Annotated in this window: 14 protein-coding genes; 11 read left to right on the top strand and 3 right to left on the bottom strand. The window is 73.5% G+C overall.

Going from position 1 to position 16,668, the window contains the following annotated elements; all coding sequences use genetic code 11:
* Nucleotides 1–62: 62 nt before the first annotated feature.
* Together ABZ780_RS12020 and ABZ780_RS12015 are read right to left on the bottom strand one after the other, a co-directional pair.
* Complete coding sequence (locus tag ABZ780_RS12020; protein WP_357485800.1) at nucleotides 63–890, bottom strand: anti-sigma factor; 828 nt, start codon at nucleotides 888–890, stop codon at nucleotides 63–65.
* The gene (locus ABZ780_RS12015) at nucleotides 844–1,446 is read right to left on the bottom strand and encodes a sigma-70 family RNA polymerase sigma factor (RefSeq protein ID WP_357011321.1); all 603 of its coding nucleotides are present in this window, start codon (nucleotides 1,444–1,446) and stop codon (nucleotides 844–846) included. Before ABZ780_RS12015 ends, ABZ780_RS12020 begins: the two co-directional genes overlap by 47 nt.
* Before the next feature lie 232 nt (nucleotides 1,447–1,678).
* On the opposite strand from ABZ780_RS12015, the gene ABZ780_RS12010 reads away from it, so the two are divergent.
* From ABZ780_RS12010 to ABZ780_RS11980, 7 genes are all read left to right on the top strand, one after another.
* Nucleotides 1,679–2,509, top strand: a complete 831-nt coding sequence (locus ABZ780_RS12010) for a DUF4397 domain-containing protein (protein ID WP_357485798.1) — start codon at nucleotides 1,679–1,681, stop codon at nucleotides 2,507–2,509.
* Nucleotides 2,506–3,159 carry a class F sortase gene (locus ABZ780_RS12005; RefSeq protein WP_357485796.1) on the top strand — a complete coding sequence of 218 codons (654 nt, stop codon included), beginning with the start codon at nucleotides 2,506–2,508 and terminating at the stop codon, nucleotides 3,157–3,159. The genes ABZ780_RS12010 and ABZ780_RS12005 overlap by 4 nt, the downstream gene beginning before the upstream one ends.
* 114 nt (nucleotides 3,160–3,273) lie before the next feature.
* On the top strand, nucleotides 3,274–4,449 hold the full coding sequence (locus ABZ780_RS12000) for a cysteine desulfurase family protein (RefSeq protein WP_357011326.1): 1,176 nt from the start codon (nucleotides 3,274–3,276) through the stop codon (nucleotides 4,447–4,449).
* Between the two features lie 751 nt (nucleotides 4,450–5,200).
* The gene (gene mnmA, locus ABZ780_RS11995) at nucleotides 5,201–6,274 is read left to right on the top strand and encodes a tRNA 2-thiouridine(34) synthase MnmA (RefSeq protein ID WP_357011328.1); all 1,074 of its coding nucleotides are present in this window, start codon (nucleotides 5,201–5,203) and stop codon (nucleotides 6,272–6,274) included.
* Nucleotides 6,275–6,327: 53 nt separating this feature from the next.
* The gene (locus ABZ780_RS11990; protein WP_357011330.1) at nucleotides 6,328–7,332 is read left to right on the top strand and encodes a methionine synthase; all 1,005 of its coding nucleotides are present in this window, start codon (nucleotides 6,328–6,330) and stop codon (nucleotides 7,330–7,332) included.
* 36 nt (nucleotides 7,333–7,368) lie between these two features.
* Nucleotides 7,369–7,737 carry a VOC family protein gene (locus ABZ780_RS11985; RefSeq protein ID WP_357485795.1) on the top strand — a complete coding sequence of 123 codons (369 nt, stop codon included), beginning with the start codon at nucleotides 7,369–7,371 and terminating at the stop codon, nucleotides 7,735–7,737.
* Nucleotides 7,738–7,768: 31 nt separating this feature from the next.
* Nucleotides 7,769–8,779, top strand: coding sequence for an ADP-ribosylglycohydrolase family protein (locus ABZ780_RS11980; RefSeq protein ID WP_357485793.1), 1,011 nt, complete (start codon nucleotides 7,769–7,771; stop codon nucleotides 8,777–8,779).
* Between the two features lie 139 nt (nucleotides 8,780–8,918).
* Here the strand turns inward: ABZ780_RS11980 and ABZ780_RS11975 are convergent, their stop codons facing one another.
* Nucleotides 8,919–9,461: a type II toxin-antitoxin system PemK/MazF family toxin gene (locus ABZ780_RS11975; protein WP_357011336.1), complete on the bottom strand. Its 543-nt coding sequence runs from the start codon at nucleotides 9,459–9,461 to the stop codon at nucleotides 8,919–8,921.
* Nucleotides 9,462–9,648: 187 nt separating this feature from the next.
* Between ABZ780_RS11975 and ligA the strand changes: the two genes are divergently transcribed.
* From ligA to gatA, 4 genes are all read left to right on the top strand, one after another.
* Nucleotides 9,649–11,784, top strand: a complete 2,136-nt coding sequence (gene ligA, locus ABZ780_RS11970) for an NAD-dependent DNA ligase LigA (protein WP_357011339.1) — start codon at nucleotides 9,649–9,651, stop codon at nucleotides 11,782–11,784.
* Nucleotides 11,785–11,930: 146 nt separating this feature from the next.
* Complete coding sequence (locus tag ABZ780_RS11965) at nucleotides 11,931–14,645, top strand: bifunctional diguanylate cyclase/phosphodiesterase (RefSeq protein ID WP_357485791.1); 2,715 nt, start codon at nucleotides 11,931–11,933, stop codon at nucleotides 14,643–14,645.
* 157 nt (nucleotides 14,646–14,802) lie between these two features.
* Entirely contained in the window at nucleotides 14,803–15,108 is a 306-nt protein-coding gene (gene gatC, locus ABZ780_RS11960) for an Asp-tRNA(Asn)/Glu-tRNA(Gln) amidotransferase subunit GatC (RefSeq protein WP_088991147.1), read from the top strand.
* A 76-nt stretch (nucleotides 15,109–15,184) separates the two neighbouring features.
* Nucleotides 15,185–16,660, top strand: a complete 1,476-nt coding sequence (gatA, locus tag ABZ780_RS11955) for an Asp-tRNA(Asn)/Glu-tRNA(Gln) amidotransferase subunit GatA (RefSeq protein WP_357485790.1) — start codon at nucleotides 15,185–15,187, stop codon at nucleotides 16,658–16,660.
* Nucleotides 16,661–16,668 lie beyond the last annotated feature (8 nt).

The raw sequence follows: 16,668 nt of genomic DNA, 5'->3' as shown, positions 1-16,668 counted from the left end.
CGGGCGGCCACTTTGTCGTGGGGAGCTGATCGGCGGGCCGGGGAGCTGAGCCGGCCCGCCGATCAGCCCGTCAGGGTGCCCCTCAGCAGACTGTCGCCGGAGTGGGCGGGCTTGTTGTCGTACTGCTCGGCGGAGACGTCCACCACCGAGTAGGCACTCAGGTCGACGTTGGGTGGCAGCGGGAGCAGCGCGTCCGAACTCCCACCCAGGGTGCCGACCGAGAACATCTGCATCGTCGTCGGGTTGATGAGCCAGACCTCGTAGTACCCCGGCACGCTCGGGAGATTCGCCACGTGCAGATGTAGTTGGCCGCCATCGAGAACCCGCGCATCACCGGTGGCGGCCGGCGGCGTCGACCCGTACGCCGCCAGCGGCGCACTGGCCACCACCGCCGGTGTCGGCGCGGGCGCCGGATCGTCCGGCCGCAGCACGGACACCGTGCCCACCACCCCGACCGCCGCGGCGGCGGCCGCGGTCACCGCGGTGGCCGCCCAGCGCGACCAGCCGCGCCGACCGGCCCGTGACCTGCCGTTCGACCGGAGGCTGCCGGGGCCTTGCGCCGTACGCTCGGGCACTGGGTCGTTGGTCGACCGCTCGGGGATCGGGCCGCTGATCGGCTGGTCAACGCTCTGCTGGCGGGGGGCCGTCGTCAGCGACGGCAGAGCCTGCGCCGCGCTGATCTCGGCCGCGATGCCCTGCCAGATGTGCTCCGGCGGGTCGGGCAGAGCAGACAGGCCCTGCGTCTCCGCACCGAGCCCGGCCACCTGCTGAAGGGCGGCCATCTCCACCCGGCAGTCCTCGCAGGTGTCGAGGTGGGTGCTGTCCCCGTTGTCCGCCTCGATCTCACCGAGCGCCAGAAAGACCAGCCGGTCGTGGTCCAGGTGCTGCACCGTCCACCTCCCATCTGCGTTTCAAGCTCGCCATGCCGCGTCGAATGTGACTCTTCACGGTGCCCAACGGCACGCCGGTCACCGTCGCTATCTGCTGGTGTGTCAGGTCGTCGTAGAAGGCCAGCTCCAGCATGCGTCGCTGGTCGTCCGGGAGACGGGCCAGCTCGTCGGCGATCACCAGCCGGTCCACCACCCGATCCGGGTCGGGGCCGGTCTGTGTCGGCTCGGGCAGCTGCCGGACCGTCTCCACCACCCGGGTCTCCCGGGCCGACGCTCGCATCCGGTCGATCACCTTGCGCCGACCGATGCCGAGCAACCAGCCGACCAACGAACCCTTGGCCGGGTCGAAGGTGTCCCGCCCCAGCCAGGCGGCAACGAACGTCGCCTGGGTCACGTCCTCGGCGTCGGCACGGTTGGCCAGCATGGAGGTGGCCAGGTGGAGCACGGCGCGGCCATAGCGGTCGTACGTCTCGCGGAGCGCCACCTCGTCACCAGCGCGGAATCGGAGGGCCACGTCATCCACGTGGGGATCTGGATTCTCAGGTGGCGCCGTCATCGGGCAGCTCGCCTTCGATGGGGCATACCCGACTGTAGCTGCCACAGCCTGCGCCCCACTCTCCCGGTCGATGTCATCTCACCAGCTCTTCGTTCCGCGGGCCCGATTCGGATGCGGGCGAGGGCCACGAAAAAAAGTGCGTCCGGCGCGCATCCGCCCGTCGCGTACCCGGCGTAACCCGTTCTGCAAGCCAAGCCTGACGAATCAGCAGTAATCAGCAGGAGGCAGACAGATGCAGCTCTCGTACTTCCGTCGGGTCGCCGCAGGCGGCGCGGTCGCCGCGCTGGCCTTCGCCGGTGTCGGCGCGTTCACCGCCACCCCGGCGTACGCCGCCACGTCGAAGGTCTCCGTCGTGCACGGCATTCCGGACACCCCCGTCGACGTCTACGTCAACGGCGAGAAGACGCTGGACAACTTCAAGCCCGGTGACGTGGCCGGACCGTTGAACCTGGAGGAGGGCGAGTACGACATCGCCCTCACCAAGCCGGGTGAGCCGGTCGGCAGCGCGATTCTCAAGGTCGACAACGCGGCGGTGCCGGGCGGGGCGAACATCAGCATCGCCGCGCACCTCGACGCCGCCGGCCAGCCGAAGATCACCCCCTTCGTCAACGACGTCTCGAAGGTCAGCGCCGGCAAGGCCCGGCTGATCGTCCGGCACACCGCCGCCGCCCCGGCGGTGGACGTCCGGGCCGGCGGGACCCCGGTCTTCGAGGACCTGACCAACCCGAACGAGGCCAAGGGCGACGTCGACGCGGGCAGCGTGAAGGCGGACGTGGTGCTGGCCGGCACCGACACCGTGGCCATCGGCCCGGCGGACCTCAACCTCAAGGAGGGCACCGCGACCATCGTCTACGCGATCGGCTCCGCCGAGGGCAAGACCCTCGACGTGGTGGCCCAGACCATCACCGGCCTGCACTCCGCCCCGGGCGGCGTACCGAGCGGTGACGGTGGTCAGGCCGGCACGGGCGTGGACACCTGGTGGTACGTGCTCACCGGCGCCGGCGTCCTGCTGCTGCTCGGCGGCGGGGTGCGGGTGGCCACCGCGCGGACCGGTCGCCAGTGACGGTGCGCAACCGCGGCGCGCTGGCGGCCATGGCCGCCGGCGTTGCCGCGCTCACCGTCGCCACACTGGTGGCCTGCGACTCCCAGCCGGCCGAGGACGTCGGCGCGCAGGAGGCGAGCGCGTTGGCCACCGTCACCGCAACCCCGCCGGCCACCGGGGGCGTCCCGGTAGCCGCCGGTGACCTGCCGGCCGGCGCGGAGGTCGTCCCGCCGGTCCGGCTGGTGATCCCGGACATCAACGTCACCGCCACTGTCAACGCGGTCGGCATCAACGAGCGGACCAACGAGTTCGAGGTGCCGCCCAGCGTCGACCAGATCGGCTGGTACCGCTACGGCCCCGGCCTGGAGGCGGACGCCGGCTCGGTGGTCATCGCCGGTCACGTGGACAGCGCCAAGCAGGGCAAGGGTGCGTTCTTCCGGCTCCGCGAGCTGGACCAGGGCGACACCCTCACCGCGACCGGCAGCGACGGCACGGCACGGCAGTACCGGGTCGTCGCCCGGGAGGAGTACGCCAAGACCAAGATCCCGTTGGACCGGTACTTCGCCCGCGACGGCGAAGCACGACTGACCCTGATCACCTGCGGTGGGCCGTTCGACGCAAAGGCCCGCAAGTACCGCGACAACATCGTCGTCACGGCGGTACCGGCCTGACCTGGCCCTGACCGGCGTCGTGCCGGGGCGGGAGCATCCTCCCGCCCCGGCCGCGATGCTTCGCCGGCCGACCGGCATCCGGTCCCCGCCATGTCGGCCGTAGGCTGGGCGGTGATGGCTTACCTGGATCACGCGGCGACCACTCCGATGCTCGATGAGGCACTGGAGGCGTACGTCGCTACCGCCCGCGAGGTCGGCAACGCGTCCTCACTGCACGCGGAGGGTCGTCGTGCCCGGCGCCGGGTCGAGGAGTCGCGCGAGCGGGTCGCCGCGGTGCTGGGCGCCAGGCCGTCCGAGGTGATCTTCACCGGTGGCGGCACGGAGAGCGACAACCTCGCCGTCAAGGGCATCTTCTGGGCCCGCCGGGGCACCGGCTCCGACCGTCGGCGAGTGGTCTCCAGCGCTGTCGAACACCACGCGGTCCTCGACTCCGTCGACTGGCTGGCCGAGCACGAGGGCGCCGAGGTCGGATGGCTGCCACCGGACTCCGCCGGCCGGCTCGACCCGGAGGATCTGCGCGCCGAGCTGACCGCCCACGCCGACCGGGTGGCCGTGGTCACCGCCATGTGGGCCAACAACGAGGTCGGCACCGTGCAGCCGGTCGCCGAGCTGGCCGCCGTCGCCGCCGAGCACGGCGTACCGTTCCACACCGACGCCATCCAGGCGGTCGGCCAGGTGCCGGTCGACTTCGCCGCCAGCGGCGCCGCCGCGCTGACCGTCACCGGCCACAAGCTGGGCGGGCCGACCGGGGTGGGCGCGCTGCTGCTCGGCCGGGACGTCGCGGCCACCCCGCTGCTGCACGGCGGTGGTCAGGAACGCGACGTCCGGTCCGGCACGCTGGACACCGCCGGCATCGTCGCCTTCGCGGTCGCCGTCGAGACGGCGGTGAAGGGCCAGCAGGAGTACGCGGCCCGAGTGGCCGCGCTCCGCGACGACCTGATCGAGCGGGTCCGCCGGGCGGTGCCCGAGGTGATCTACAACGGTGACCCGACCGACCGGCTGCCCGGCAACGCGCACTTCTCCTTCCCGGGCTGCGAGGGCGACGCGCTGCTGCTCCTGCTCGACGCGCAGGGCATCGCCTGCTCAACGGGTTCGGCCTGCTCGGCGGGGGTGGCGCAGCCCTCGCACGTACTGCTGGCCATGGGCGCAGACGACGACCGCGCCCGCTCCTCGTTGCGCTTCACGCTCGGCCACACCAGCACCCAGGCCGACGTGGACGCCCTCATCGCAGCCCTCCCGGCAGCGGTAGACCGAGCCCGCCGAGCAGCCTCCCCCCGAACCCCCCGCTAGCCCCGCCCCGCCCTGCGCTGTCCCGCCTCGCGCTGTGCTGTCCCGCCTCGCCCCGCCCCGCCCTGCCCCGCTTCGCGTTGCCCCGCGCTGCTTCGCGTTGTCCCGCCCCGCGCTGTCCTGCGCTGTCCACCCTGGGCTGCGCTGCCCTGCCCCGCGCTGTCCACCCTGCCCTGCCCCGCGCCGCCCTGCCCCGCGCCGCGCTGCCCCGCTTGGCGCTGCCTGCGCTGCCCGCCCCGCCTCGCGCTCGCGCTGCCCGCCCCGCGCCGCCCTTCCGCGTGATCTTGCGCTTTCGGTCGCCCGTTCGTGACCTTCGCGGCTTATGTCCGGGCAGAAACTGCAAGATCGCGCGGGTCAGGGGCGTGGGGACGCGGTGGGGCGCGTCGATCATGGAGTTGTGGTGGGGGGCAGAAGGTGCCCATCGTCGCTTTTCAGGCACCACAACTCCATGATCGACGCGAGCACTGGGTGGGGCGAGGCGCGAGCCCGGGGTGGGGTGCGAGCCCGGGGTGGGGTGCGAGCCCGGGGTGAGGCGCGAGCTCGGGGTGGGGTGCGAGCCCGGGGCGGGGCGCGAGCCTCGGGTCGGGGTCGGGGTCGAGCCCTGGGTGAGGGCGGGCGCGCGCCTCGGGTGGGGCGGGCGCGCGCCTCGGGTGGGGCGGGGTGCGGCGCCCTGGGTGGCGGGACGGGGGCGGGGGTGGGGGTTGGAATGGGTTGGTGGATAGGGTTGTCGTGGGGGTTTGGGAGGGGGTTGCTGGTGAGGGTGTTGGCGGCTATGTCGGGCGGGGTTGACTCTGCCGTGGCGGCGGCGCGGGCGGCGGCGGCCGGGCACGACGTGACCGGCGTGCATCTGGCGCTGGCTCGCAATCCACAGACCTACCGGACCGGGGCGCGCGGTTGCTGCACCCTGGAGGATTCCCGGGACGCCCGGCGGGCCGCCGACGTGATCGGCATCCCGTTCTACGTCTGGGACATGGCCGACCGGTTCCACGAGGACGTGGTGGACGACTTCGTGGCCGAGTACGCCGCTGGTCGTACGCCGAACCCTTGTCTGCGCTGCAACGAGAAGATCAAGTTTGCCGCGGTGCTGGACCGGGCGGTGGCCCTGGGCTTCGACGCGGTGGTCACCGGCCATCACGCCCGGCTCGGCCCGGACGGGCTGCTGCGACGCAGCGTCGACGTGGCGAAGGACCAGTCGTACGTGCTGGCGGTTCTGACCCGCGAGCAGCTGGACCGGTCGATGTTCCCGCTCGGCGACTCGACGAAGGCGCAGGTCCGGGCGGAGGCCGCCGAGCGTGGTCTGGCGGTCGCCGACAAGCCGGACTCGCACGACATCTGCTTCATCGCGGACGGCGACACCCGCGGTTTCCTGGCCGGCAGGCTCGGCGAGGCACCCGGCGACGTGGTGGACGCGAGCACCGGCGCGGTCGTGGGCAGCCACACCGGCGCGTACGCGTACACGGTGGGTCAGCGGCGCGGGCTGCACCTGGACCGGCCGGCGCCGGACGGCCGGCCGCGTTACGTGCTCTCCATCACGCCGAAGACCAACACGGTGACGGTCGGCCCCGCCGAGGCGCTGGAGGTGTCCCGGGTGCGGGCCACCCGCCCGGTCTGGACCGGCGGCCCCCGTCCGGACTCGCCGGTCGAGTGCGAGGTGCAGCTGCGCGCGCACGGGGACGTGGTGCCCGCGACCGTCGACCTCGACGGTGACACGTTCCACGCCGAGCTGCGCCGGCCGGTGCGCGGTGTCGCCGCCGGTCAGGCCGTGGTGGCGTACCGGCCGGATCCGGCTGGCGACGTGGTCCTGGGCTCCGCCACCATCAGCGGCTGACCTGTCGCACGGTCGCCGCGTGGTCGGCGCGTACACCGGGATAGCCTTCGGCCGTGACAGATCAGGCGTGGCCCTGGCCGGCTGGCGCGGCGACCGGCATCGGTTCGCTGCCCGGCACCGACATCGCCGAGGCCCAACGGGTGGTCCTCGGTGAGCTTCCCGCACTGCCCCACCTTCCCGAGCTGCCAGCGCGCGGGCCCGGCGCCGACCTGATCGGCCGCACCGCCGGGCTGCTGGTGGAGTTGCCCGTCGAGCTGTACGCCGGGCGTTGGCGCGTCGCCCCGCGCTCCGGCCGCGACCTGCGCCGGGCCCGGGACCTGATGGAACGTGACCTGGACCAGCTCGGCGAGCAGGCCGAGGCGTACGCCGGCCCGGTCAAGGTGCAGGCCGGCGGCCCGCTCACCCTGGCCGCCGCGCTGGAACTGCCGATCGGCGGTCGGTTGCTGCGTGACCCCGGCGCTGTGCGTGACCTCGCCGGCTCCCTCGCCGAGGGGCTGCGCGCCCACGTCGCGGCGGTCGCCCGACGGCTGCCCCGCGCGTCGGTCCTCCTGCAACTCGACGAGCCGTCGCTGCCGACTGTGCTGGCCGGGCGGGTGCCGACCGAGAGCGGGCTGGGCGCGTACCGGGCGGTGGATTCGGCGGACGCGGCCGCGCTGCTGCGCACGATCATCGAGACGGTTGGCGTGCCGACCGTGGTGCACTGCTGCGCACCGGAGGTGCCGCTGGAGCTGATCCGCTCCACCGGCGCCGTCGCGGTCGCCCTGGACCTGGGCCTGATCACCGAGCTGGACCCGCTGGGCGAGGCGATCGACGCTGGCCTCGGGCTGCTGGCCGGGGCCGTGCCGACGCTGCCGCCGTCGGCCGGCCCGGCGCCGACCTCCGCACAGGTCGCCGATCGGGTACGCCAGCTCTGGGACCGTCTCGGCTTTCCCCGTCGGCAGCTCGCTGAGCAGGTGGTCATCACGCCGGCCTGCGGCCTCGCCGGTGCCAGTGACAGGTACGCCCGGACGGTGCTCGCCGCCTGCCGGGACGCGGGCCGGCGACTCGCCGAGAGCTGACGTTTCCTGTCGTACCCGGTGGGCAGGATGATTGTCATGATTGGACAGCTACGTTCAGTGGTGATCGACTGCCCCGATCCGCGGGCGCTGGCCGCGTTCTACGCGGAGCTGCTCGGCCTGCCCCTGGTCGAGGGCGACACCGATGACGACGAATGGGTGGTGCTGGGCGGCCCGCCTGGGCACCAGCCCCGACTGGCGTTCCAGCGGGCGCTCAACCTGCGCGCGCCAGCCTGGCCGGATCCGGAGCGTCCACAGCAGTTCCACCTGGATGTGACGGTCGACGACGTCGAGGCCGCCGAGAAGGCGGCGCTCGCGCTCGGTGCCCGCCGGCTGCCGGGCGAGGGTGAGGGCTTCCGGGTCTACGCCGACCCGGCCGGCCACCCGTTCTGCCTCTGCTGGGACTGACCCGCGCGGGGGTTGCGGCAGTCGGGCATCATTGGCCGCCGTGACCCCCACCCCCGCGCTGCGCGCCTCTGGTTCGCTCTTCGGCCTCGCCTACGGTGACGCGTTGGGCAAGCCGACCGAGTTCCTCACCGTCGCGGAGATCGAGCACCGCTACGGCCCCGCCGGCCCGCGTGAGCTGACCGGCGAGCCGGCGCTGGTCACCGACGACACCCAGATGGCACTGGCGGTGGGCTGGGCGCTGCACGAGTCACCGTCGCTTCACCCCGAGGCGGTGGAGCCGCTGCTGCGAGAGCGTTTCGTGGCCTGGTCGGTCAGCCCCGACAACAACCGTGCCCCGGGGATGACCTGCCTACGGGCGTGCGCCGAGCTGGGTCGCGGGCTGCGCTGGCAGGAGGCGACCGTCGCCGGGTCGAAGGGGTGCGGGGCCACCATGCGGGTCACCCCGGTCGGGCTGCTCGACGTCGACCTGGACACGCTTGCCGGGTTGGCCCAGTTGCAGGCCGGGCTGACCCACGGCCACCCGACCGGGTTGGCGGCCAGTGAGCTGACCGCGTACGCGGTCTACGTGCTGCGCGACGGCGCCGCGCTGGCCGAGCTTCCGGTGCTGCTCACCGAGCGGGCGCGGTCGCAGCGCCGGGTGTACCGGGAGGAGTGGCTGGGTGACCTCTGGCAGCGCGCGGGGGTGGGCACGCCGCAGGAGTTCATCGCCCAGGGTTGGGACGAGTGCCTGGCGGTGCTGGGCCGGCTGACGACCGCCCTGGGCGAGCCGGATGACGGCGGCGACCCGTGCCGGGCCACGGGGGAGGGCTGGGTGGCCGAGGAGGCGCTGGCCACCGCGCTGCTCTGCGCCGTCCGCCACGCCGACGACCCGGTGGCGGCCCTGGCCCGGGGTGCCACCACCGCCGGTGACTCCGATTCGATCGCCGCCCTGGCCGGCGCCTTCGTGGGTGCGGTCGCCGGGATGAGCGCCTGGCCGTCGGGGTGGGCCGACCGGATCGAGTACGCCGACCATCTCGCCACGCTCGGCGCGGCCTGGGACTGACCCTTTGCGGCCGACCCCGCAGCGGCGCCCGGCGTGATCCACTCGCTTTCCTGGAAGTCGGGGTGTTCCTGGATCGCGGACACCCCGACTTCCAGGAACCGGAGTCGATCACGGCCAGGGGGTCGTCCCACGAGCGTGGTCAGCCGGTGGGCAGGTGGCGAAGGCCGCGAACCTTGCGCCACAGGCCGGCGTCGCAGGTGCCGGCGCGGTCGGCGAAGGCGGCAGCGCTGATCCGGGTCGGCTCGGTGAGGCTCAGGTAGCTGTCGTGCTCGGCACCGGGATCCCAGTCCCGGGTGGGGATCCGCACATGGTCGTCGCGGTCACTCTTGTCCTGGCTGGTGATCTTCAGGACGTCGGCGCCCCGGGAGTCGGCCCGCAGCACCAGGCACGGCCGGACCTTCGACCCGGTGCCATCGGCGTACGGCACGTCGGCCCACCAGATCTCACCCGGCGCCGGCGTGCCCACCGCACGGTCGGCGTCGCGGGACCGGGGCCTGGTAGCCGGACGGTCGCCGCGCGGCCGGGGCGGCGCGGGCCGACGGCCACCGGTACGCGACGTGGCGCCCTTGCCCGGCCGGGTCCCCGGGCGCCGGTTGGCCACGCGGTGTCGCCAGCTGTTCCACGCCCAGCCGGCCGCCACGGCCAGCAGGATCGCCGCCGCCCAGAGCAGTGCCTCGGGCATCGCCACCTCCGCCTCAGGGCGGCACGCCGGCCGCTTCGTCCGGCGATCCTCGCACGCCGACCAGCACGTCGCCCGTCAACCACCCGGCCGGTGGGCGGTGGCGGTGGGCGACGGACTGTCTCACCCGCCGGATACCGTGCCTTAGTAGCGTGACCAGGGAGGTGGCGGCGTGTCCGAAGGTGGTGGAGTGTCCGAGGAGCAGATCGGCCAGCAGGTCAGCGCGGCGCAGGAGGCGGCGGCCGGCGCCGAGCCCACGCCGCAGGCGCGGGAGCGGCACGCCACCCTCAGCCGCGAGCTGACCGAGCACCAGTACCGCTACTACGTGCTGGACGCGCCGATCGTTGCCGACGCCGAGTTCGACAAGCAGTTGCGCGAGCTGGAGGCGTTGGAGGGGGAGTTCCCGGCGCTGCGCACGCCCGACTCGCCGACCCAGCGGGTGGGCGGCACGTTCTCCACCGACTTCACCCCGGTCTCGCACGCCGAGCGGATGCTCTCGCTGGACAATGCCTTCGCCGACGAGGAGTTGGCGGCCTGGGCCGAGCGGGTCGAGCGGGACGCGGGCGGGCCGGTGCCCTACCTCTGCGAGTTGAAGGTCGACGGGCTGGCGATCAACCTGACCTACGAGGCCGGCCGGCTGGTCCGGGCGGCCACCCGGGGTGACGGTCGCACCGGCGAGGACGTCACCGCCAACGTGCGGAGCATCCGGGACGTGCCCAGCCAGCTCACGCCGTCCGCCGAGTTCCCGGCCATTCCCGAGCTGCTGGAGGTCCGGGGCGAGATCTACTTCCCGATCGCCGCGTTCGCCGATCTCAACGCCGGCCTGGTCGAGCAGGGCCGGGCCCCGTTCGCCAACCCGCGCAACGCCGCCGCAGGCAGCCTGCGGCAGAAGGACCCTCGGGTCACCGCCTCCCGTCCGCTGCGCCTGGTGGTGCACGGCATCGGCGCCCGCCGGGGCTTCCAGCCCACGGCCCAGTCCGAGTCGTACGCGGCGCTCAAGGCGTGGGGGCTGCCCACCAGCGACCGGTGGCGGGTCGTGCCGGATCTGGCTGGCGTGGCGGAATACATCGCCTACTACGCGGCGCACCGGCACGACGTCGAGCACGAGATCGACGGCGTGGTGGTCAAGGTCGACCCGGTCTCCATCCAGGGCCGGCTCGGCTCGACCAGCCGTGCCCCCCGCTGGGCGATCGCCTTCAAGTACCCGCCGGAGGAGGTCACCACCAAGCTGCTCGACATCGACGTCAACGTGGGACGCACCGGCCGGGTCACACCGTTCGCCGTTCTCGAGCCGGTGCGGGTGGCCGGCTCCACCGTCGCGCTCGCCACCCTGCACAACGCCCGCGAGGTCGAGCGCAAGGGCGTGCTGATCGGCGACACGGTGGTGCTGCGCAAGGCCGGCGACGTGATTCCCGAGGTGCTCGGCCCCGTGGTCGACCTGCGGCCGTCCGACGCCCGGCCGTTCGTCATGCCGACCACCTGCCCGGCCTGCGGCACCCCGCTGGCGCCGGCCAAGGAGGGCGACATCGACATCCGGTGCCCCAACACCCGCAGCTGCCCGGCCCAGCTCCGGGAGCGGGTCTTCCACCTCGCCGGGCGCGGCGGGTTCGACATCGAGGTGCTCGGCTACAAGGGCGCGGCGGCGCTACTGGACGCGGAGATCATCGCCGACGAGGGCGACCTCTTCCAGCTCGACGCCGACCAGCTGTCCCGGTCCCCGTTCTTCGTCAACAAGGACGGCAGCCTCGGCTCCAACGCCGTCAAGCTGCTCGACAATCTGGCCGTCGCCCGGGAACGCGACCTGTGGCGGGTGCTGGTGGCGCTGTCCATCCGGCACGTCGGCCCCACCGCGGCCCAGGCGCTGGCCCGGCACTTCCGCTCGATGGACGCCATCGACGCGGCCACCGAGGAGGAGCTGTCCTCGGTCGACGGGGTCGGGCCGACCATCGCGGCCAGCATCCGCGAGTGGTTCGCGGTGGACTGGCACCGCGAGGTGGTCCGCAAGTGGGCCGACGCGGGCGTACGGATGGCCGAGGAGGCCGTCGACGAGGGGCCGCGCCCGCTGGAGGGCTTGACGGTCGTGGTGACCGGCACGCTCGCCGGCTTCTCCCGCGACCAGGCAGCCGAGGCCGTGCAGAGCCGGGGCGGCAAGGTCAGCGGGTCGGTCTCCAAGAAGACGGGCTTCGTCGTCGTGGGGGACAACCCCGGGTCCAAGGCCGACAAGGCGGCCAGTCTCAAGGTGCCGGTGCTCGACGAGGACGGGTTCCGGGTGCTGCTGGACGCGGGGCCGGATGCCGCGCGAGAGGTCGCCCAGGTGCAGGGCTGACCTCGACGCGACGGGTGGCCGCGCATACCAACTTAATTACGACTACGACCGATTCGTGACTGTCATACCGGGAAACCCGGGGCTGAGGGCGTTTCATTGGGTCACGGCGTGCTCACCGGCGCGTCGACCGTCGGTCGGGAGGTGTGATGGAGGTCGCCGACCCCCGTAACTCCCTCCCGCCTGGGCGGGTGGCGCCGTTCGCCGCCTTTGTCGTCGGCATCCTGACGGTCGCGGCGCTGACCGCCGCCGGTCCACTCACGACGCTCTCCGACGAGCTGTCCCGACTGCCGGTGGCGTTCTGGACGATGGCCGCGCTCGCCGTGGTGTGCGACGCGCGCCCGTTCGTCCCTCCGGGGCGCCGGCAGTCCTCCGCGGTCTTCCCGTCCACCTGCTTCACCTTCGCGATCCTGCTCGGCTGGGGGCTCGGCCCGGCGGTGGCGGTGCAGGCGCTGGGCGTGGTCGTCTCGGGCTGGCGGATGCGCCACGCACCGTGGCGGACGGCGTTCAACGTCGGCCAGTACGCCTGCGCCCTCGCCGCCGCGTACGGGATCATCCAGCTCGGTCCGGGCCCGATCTTCGCGGGCGGGCACCTGCACTGGCCCGACGTGGCCGCTGTCGGCGGCGCCACGGTGGCCTGGTTCCTGGTCAACTACGGGCTGGTCAGCTGGGCGGTGCGGCTGCGCTTCGGCGACCGGTGGTGGCCCACCGTCCGGCAGGGCCTCGGTTTCGAACTGCTCTCCACCGGCTCGCTGCTGCTGCTCGCCCCGGTGCTGGTCGCGGCGGCCCGCCTCAGCGCGGCGCTGATCCCGCTGGTGCTGGTGCCGCTCTTCGCCGTGTACCGGATGGCCCGGTTGACCGTCGAGCAGCAGCACCTCGCCGCCTCCGACCCGCTCACCGGGCTGCCCAATCGCAAGGCGCTGCTGGCCGAGGTGGCCGAGCAGGTGCACCTGCACGCCGAGCGGACCGCCCGGGGCGAACCCGGCGGGCATCTGGCGCTGCTGCTCATCGACCTGGACCGTTTCAAGAACGTCAACGACGCGCTCGGGCACGCGGTGGGTGACCGGCTGTTGGTCGAGGTCAGCGCCCGGCTCACCGACGTCGACCCCCGCCCGCAGATGATCGCCCGACTGGGTGGGGACGAGTTCGCCATCGTGATGACCGGGCTGACCGACGTCAGTCAGGCGCGTGACCTGGCCGACCGGGTGGTCCGGGCCCTGGCCGAGCCGGTGCCGCTGGACGGGCTGCCGTTGGACGTGGGCGGCTCGATCGGGATCGCCCTCTTCCCCGAGCACGGCGAGGACTTCGCCACCCTGATGCGGCACGCCGACGTGGCGATGTACGACGCCAAGCACCGCAACGACACGGTGGCCGTCTACGCCCCGGAGTCCGACCACAACTCGGCCGAGCGTCTCGGCCTCCTCGCCGACCTGCGTCGGGTGCTGGAATCCGGCCCGCCGGCCGACGAGACTCTCGACGCCGCCGCACCGGAGCAGCGCGACCCCGTCGATGCCGCGTCCGCGGGCCATACCGCGTCGGCGGGGCAGGTCGCGTCGTCGGGGCACGCCGCGTCGGAGGGACAGGTCGCGTCGGCGGGACAGGTCGACCGGGAGGCCGGGCCGGGCGGGTCGACCGAGTCGGTCGGCTCCGAGCGGGCGACTGACGTACCCATCGTCGCCCCGGCCGAGGTGCGCGGCGGTGACGGCGCGGCGCTGCCCACCGGTGCGGAGGCCGCGCCGCACCCGGCGCCGGCGATTGCCGCGACGCCGACGACCGGCGGGCGCTGGTGGGGTCGCCGCCGGCGCTCGGGCGCCGAGTTGGCGCACGCCGACGAGCTGATCAAGCAGATCGCCACCGGCGCCGACCCGATCCGCGGCCGGAACGCCCGCGCCACGGTCCCCGGCACGCGCCCCGGTTTATCTCGGGACCGACGTGTCAGCGGGCAGGGGAGACGGTCACCGAGCGGCGGCGCGGGGCCGACGCCGCGTGGCGGCCGTGCGGGGCACGGCGGCGGGTCCGGCCCCGCCGACCAGCCGCTCGGGTCGACCGGGTGGGCGCACGACGGCGAGCCGGCCGACGACGCCGGTGAGATCACGATGTACTACCAGCCCCAGATCGCCATCGCGACCGGCGAGGTGGTCGGTGTCGAGGCGCTGCTGCGCTGGCGGCACCCGCGCCGGGGGATGGTCGACCCGGAGGAGCTGATCCGGGTCGCCGAGCAGAGCGCGGTGATGCGGCTGCTCACCCGGCGGGTGGTGGACGACGTGGTGGAGCAGCTCGCCAAGTGGTCGGCGGCCGGCATCGGGCTGCGCGCGGCGCTGAACGTGAGCGTGCGGGACCTGCACACCGGGGAGATCGCCGACCAGATCGCCGACCGGCTGACCCGCTACGGGGTGCCGGCCGAGCGGCTGCAACTGGAGATCACCGAGGGTGCCCTGATGGCCGACCCGCGCCGGGTGCTGGCCACCATCTCCAGGCTGCACAAGATCGGGGTGGCCATCGCGCTGGACGACTTCGGCACCGGGTATTCGTCTCTGCAACACCTGCGCCGGTTGCCGCTGTCGGAGGTGAAGGTGGACCGGTCGTTCGTGCTCGGCATGGCCGATGACGCCGACGACGCGGCGATCGTCCGGTCGATGATCGAGCTGGCCGGCGCGCTGGGGCTGCGGGTCGTCGCCGAGGGCGTGGAGGACGAGCGGACCTGGCGGATGCTGCACGCCGCCGGCTGCGACGCCGCGCAGGGCTGGTTCTACGCCCGTCCGATGCCCGCCGAGGAGTTGGTCACCTGGCTGGCCCGGTACCGGCCGGTCCGCCCGAGCAGCGGTCCCACCGAACCGGACGCCGGTCGCCGCCCGACCCGCTGACTCGCCCGCCGGCACGGCACGCCGGCTGACGGAGGGGGAGTGGGGGACGCGCCGCCGGAGCGGAACAATAGACTCGCTCCGGTCACCGCGCGTCACGCTGCACCCGCCGCGCGGCCGGCACACCGCCCGACCAGCAGGACATCAGAAGGGGGCACGGATGGCCGCCATCTCCCGCGAGGAGGTCGCGCACCTGGCGCGCCTGTCGCGGCTCGCCGTCACCGAGGAGGAGCTGGACACGTTCGCCGGCCAGCTCGACGTGATCCTCCAGGCGGTCGCCCAGGTTGGCGAGGTCGCCGCCGCGGACATCCCGCCGACCTCGCACTCGGTGCCGTTGACCAACGTCTTCCGCGAGGACGTGGTCACGCCGTGCCTGACCCCGCAGGAGGCGCTGTCGGGCGCGCCCGACGCCGAGGACCAGCGGTTCCGCGTCCCGCGGATCCTGAGCGAGGATGTGGCCTCATGAGCGAGCGTCAGCGAGCGAATCAGCAGTGCAGCGCGGTGGTGCCTCGTGGCGTCACGGAGCGAAGCGGAGTGACGGCATGAGTGATCTCACCAGGATGACCGCGACGGAGATCGCCACTCTCGTCGCCGGTGGCGAGACCTCCGCCGTCGAGGTGACCCAGGCGCACCTGGACCGGATCGCCGCGGTCGACGACCGGGTGCACGCCTTCCTGCACGTGGACACCGACGGCGCGCTCGCCGCCGCCCGCGCGGTGGACGAGCGCCGGGCGGCCGGCGAGGAGCTGGGCCCCCTCGCGGGTGTGCCGGTCGCGGTCAAGGACGTGCTCGCCACGCGGGGCGTACCCACCACCGTCGGCTCGAAGATCCTTGAGGGCTGGCGCCCGCCGTACGACGCGACGATCGTGCAGCGGCTGCGCGAGGCCGGCACGGTGATGCTCGGCAAGACGAACATGGACGAGTTCGCGATGGGCTCCTCCACCGAATACTCGGCGTACGGCCCGACGCACAACCCGTGGGACCTCGGCCGGATCCCGGGTGGCTCGGGTGGTGGCAGCGCCGCCGCGCTGGCCGCGTACGAGGCGCCGCTGGCGATCGGCTCGGACACCGGCGGCTCGATCCGCCAGCCCGGCGCGGTCACCGGCACCGTCGGCGCGAAGCCCACCTACGGCGGCACCTCCCGCTACGGGCTGGTGGCCTTCTCCTCGTCGCTGGACACTCCTGGCCCGTGCGCCCGGAACGTGCTCGACGCGGCCCTGCTGCACCAGGTGATCGGCGGGCACGACCCGCGTGACTCCACGTCGATCCCGCAGCCGGTGCCGGACGTGGTGGCGGCGGCGAAGCTCGGCGCGACCGGCGACCTGACCGGTGTGCGGCTCGGCATCGTCAGCGAGTTCGTCGGCGAGGGCGCCGAGCCCGGTGTGATGGCCGCGTTCCGCGAGTCGGTGGACGCCCTGGCGAAGCTGGGTGCGGAGATCGTCGAGGTGTCCTGCCCGACGTTCGCGTACGCGCTGCCGGCGTACTACCTGATCGCCCCGAGCGAGTGCTCCTCCAACCTGGCCCGGTTCGACGGCGTCCGGTTCGGCCTGCGGGTCGGCGACGACGGCAACCGGTCGCTGGAGGAGGTCATGTCGCTGACCCGGGAGGCCGGCTTCGGCCCGGAGGTCAAGCGCCGCATCATGATCGGCACGTACGCGCTGTCGTCGGGTTACTACGACGCGTACTACGGGCAGGCGCAGAAGGTCCGTACGCTGATCACCCGGGACTTCACCGCCGCGTTCGAGCGGGTCGACGCGCTGATCTCGCCGACCACCCCGTCGGTGGCGTTCCCGATGGGCGCGCGGACCGCCGACCCGTACCAGATGTACCTGGCCGACCTGTACACGATTCCGACCAACCTGTACGGCGGGCCGGGCATCTCGGTGCCGTGCGGCCTGTCCGACGGGCTCCCGGTCGGCTTCCAGATCATGGCGCCGACCATGGCGGACGACCGGATGTACCGGGTCGCCGCCGCGTTGGAGTCCGCGGTCGGCACGTTCACCCCACCGGCGCTGTGAGGCAGGAG

Source organism: Micromonospora sp. NPDC047467 (genome assembly GCF_040643095.1).
In the GTDB taxonomy this organism is placed as follows: Bacteria; Actinomycetota; Actinomycetes; order Mycobacteriales; family Micromonosporaceae; genus Micromonospora.
This window is presented reverse-complemented; position numbering and strand designations above follow the sequence as displayed.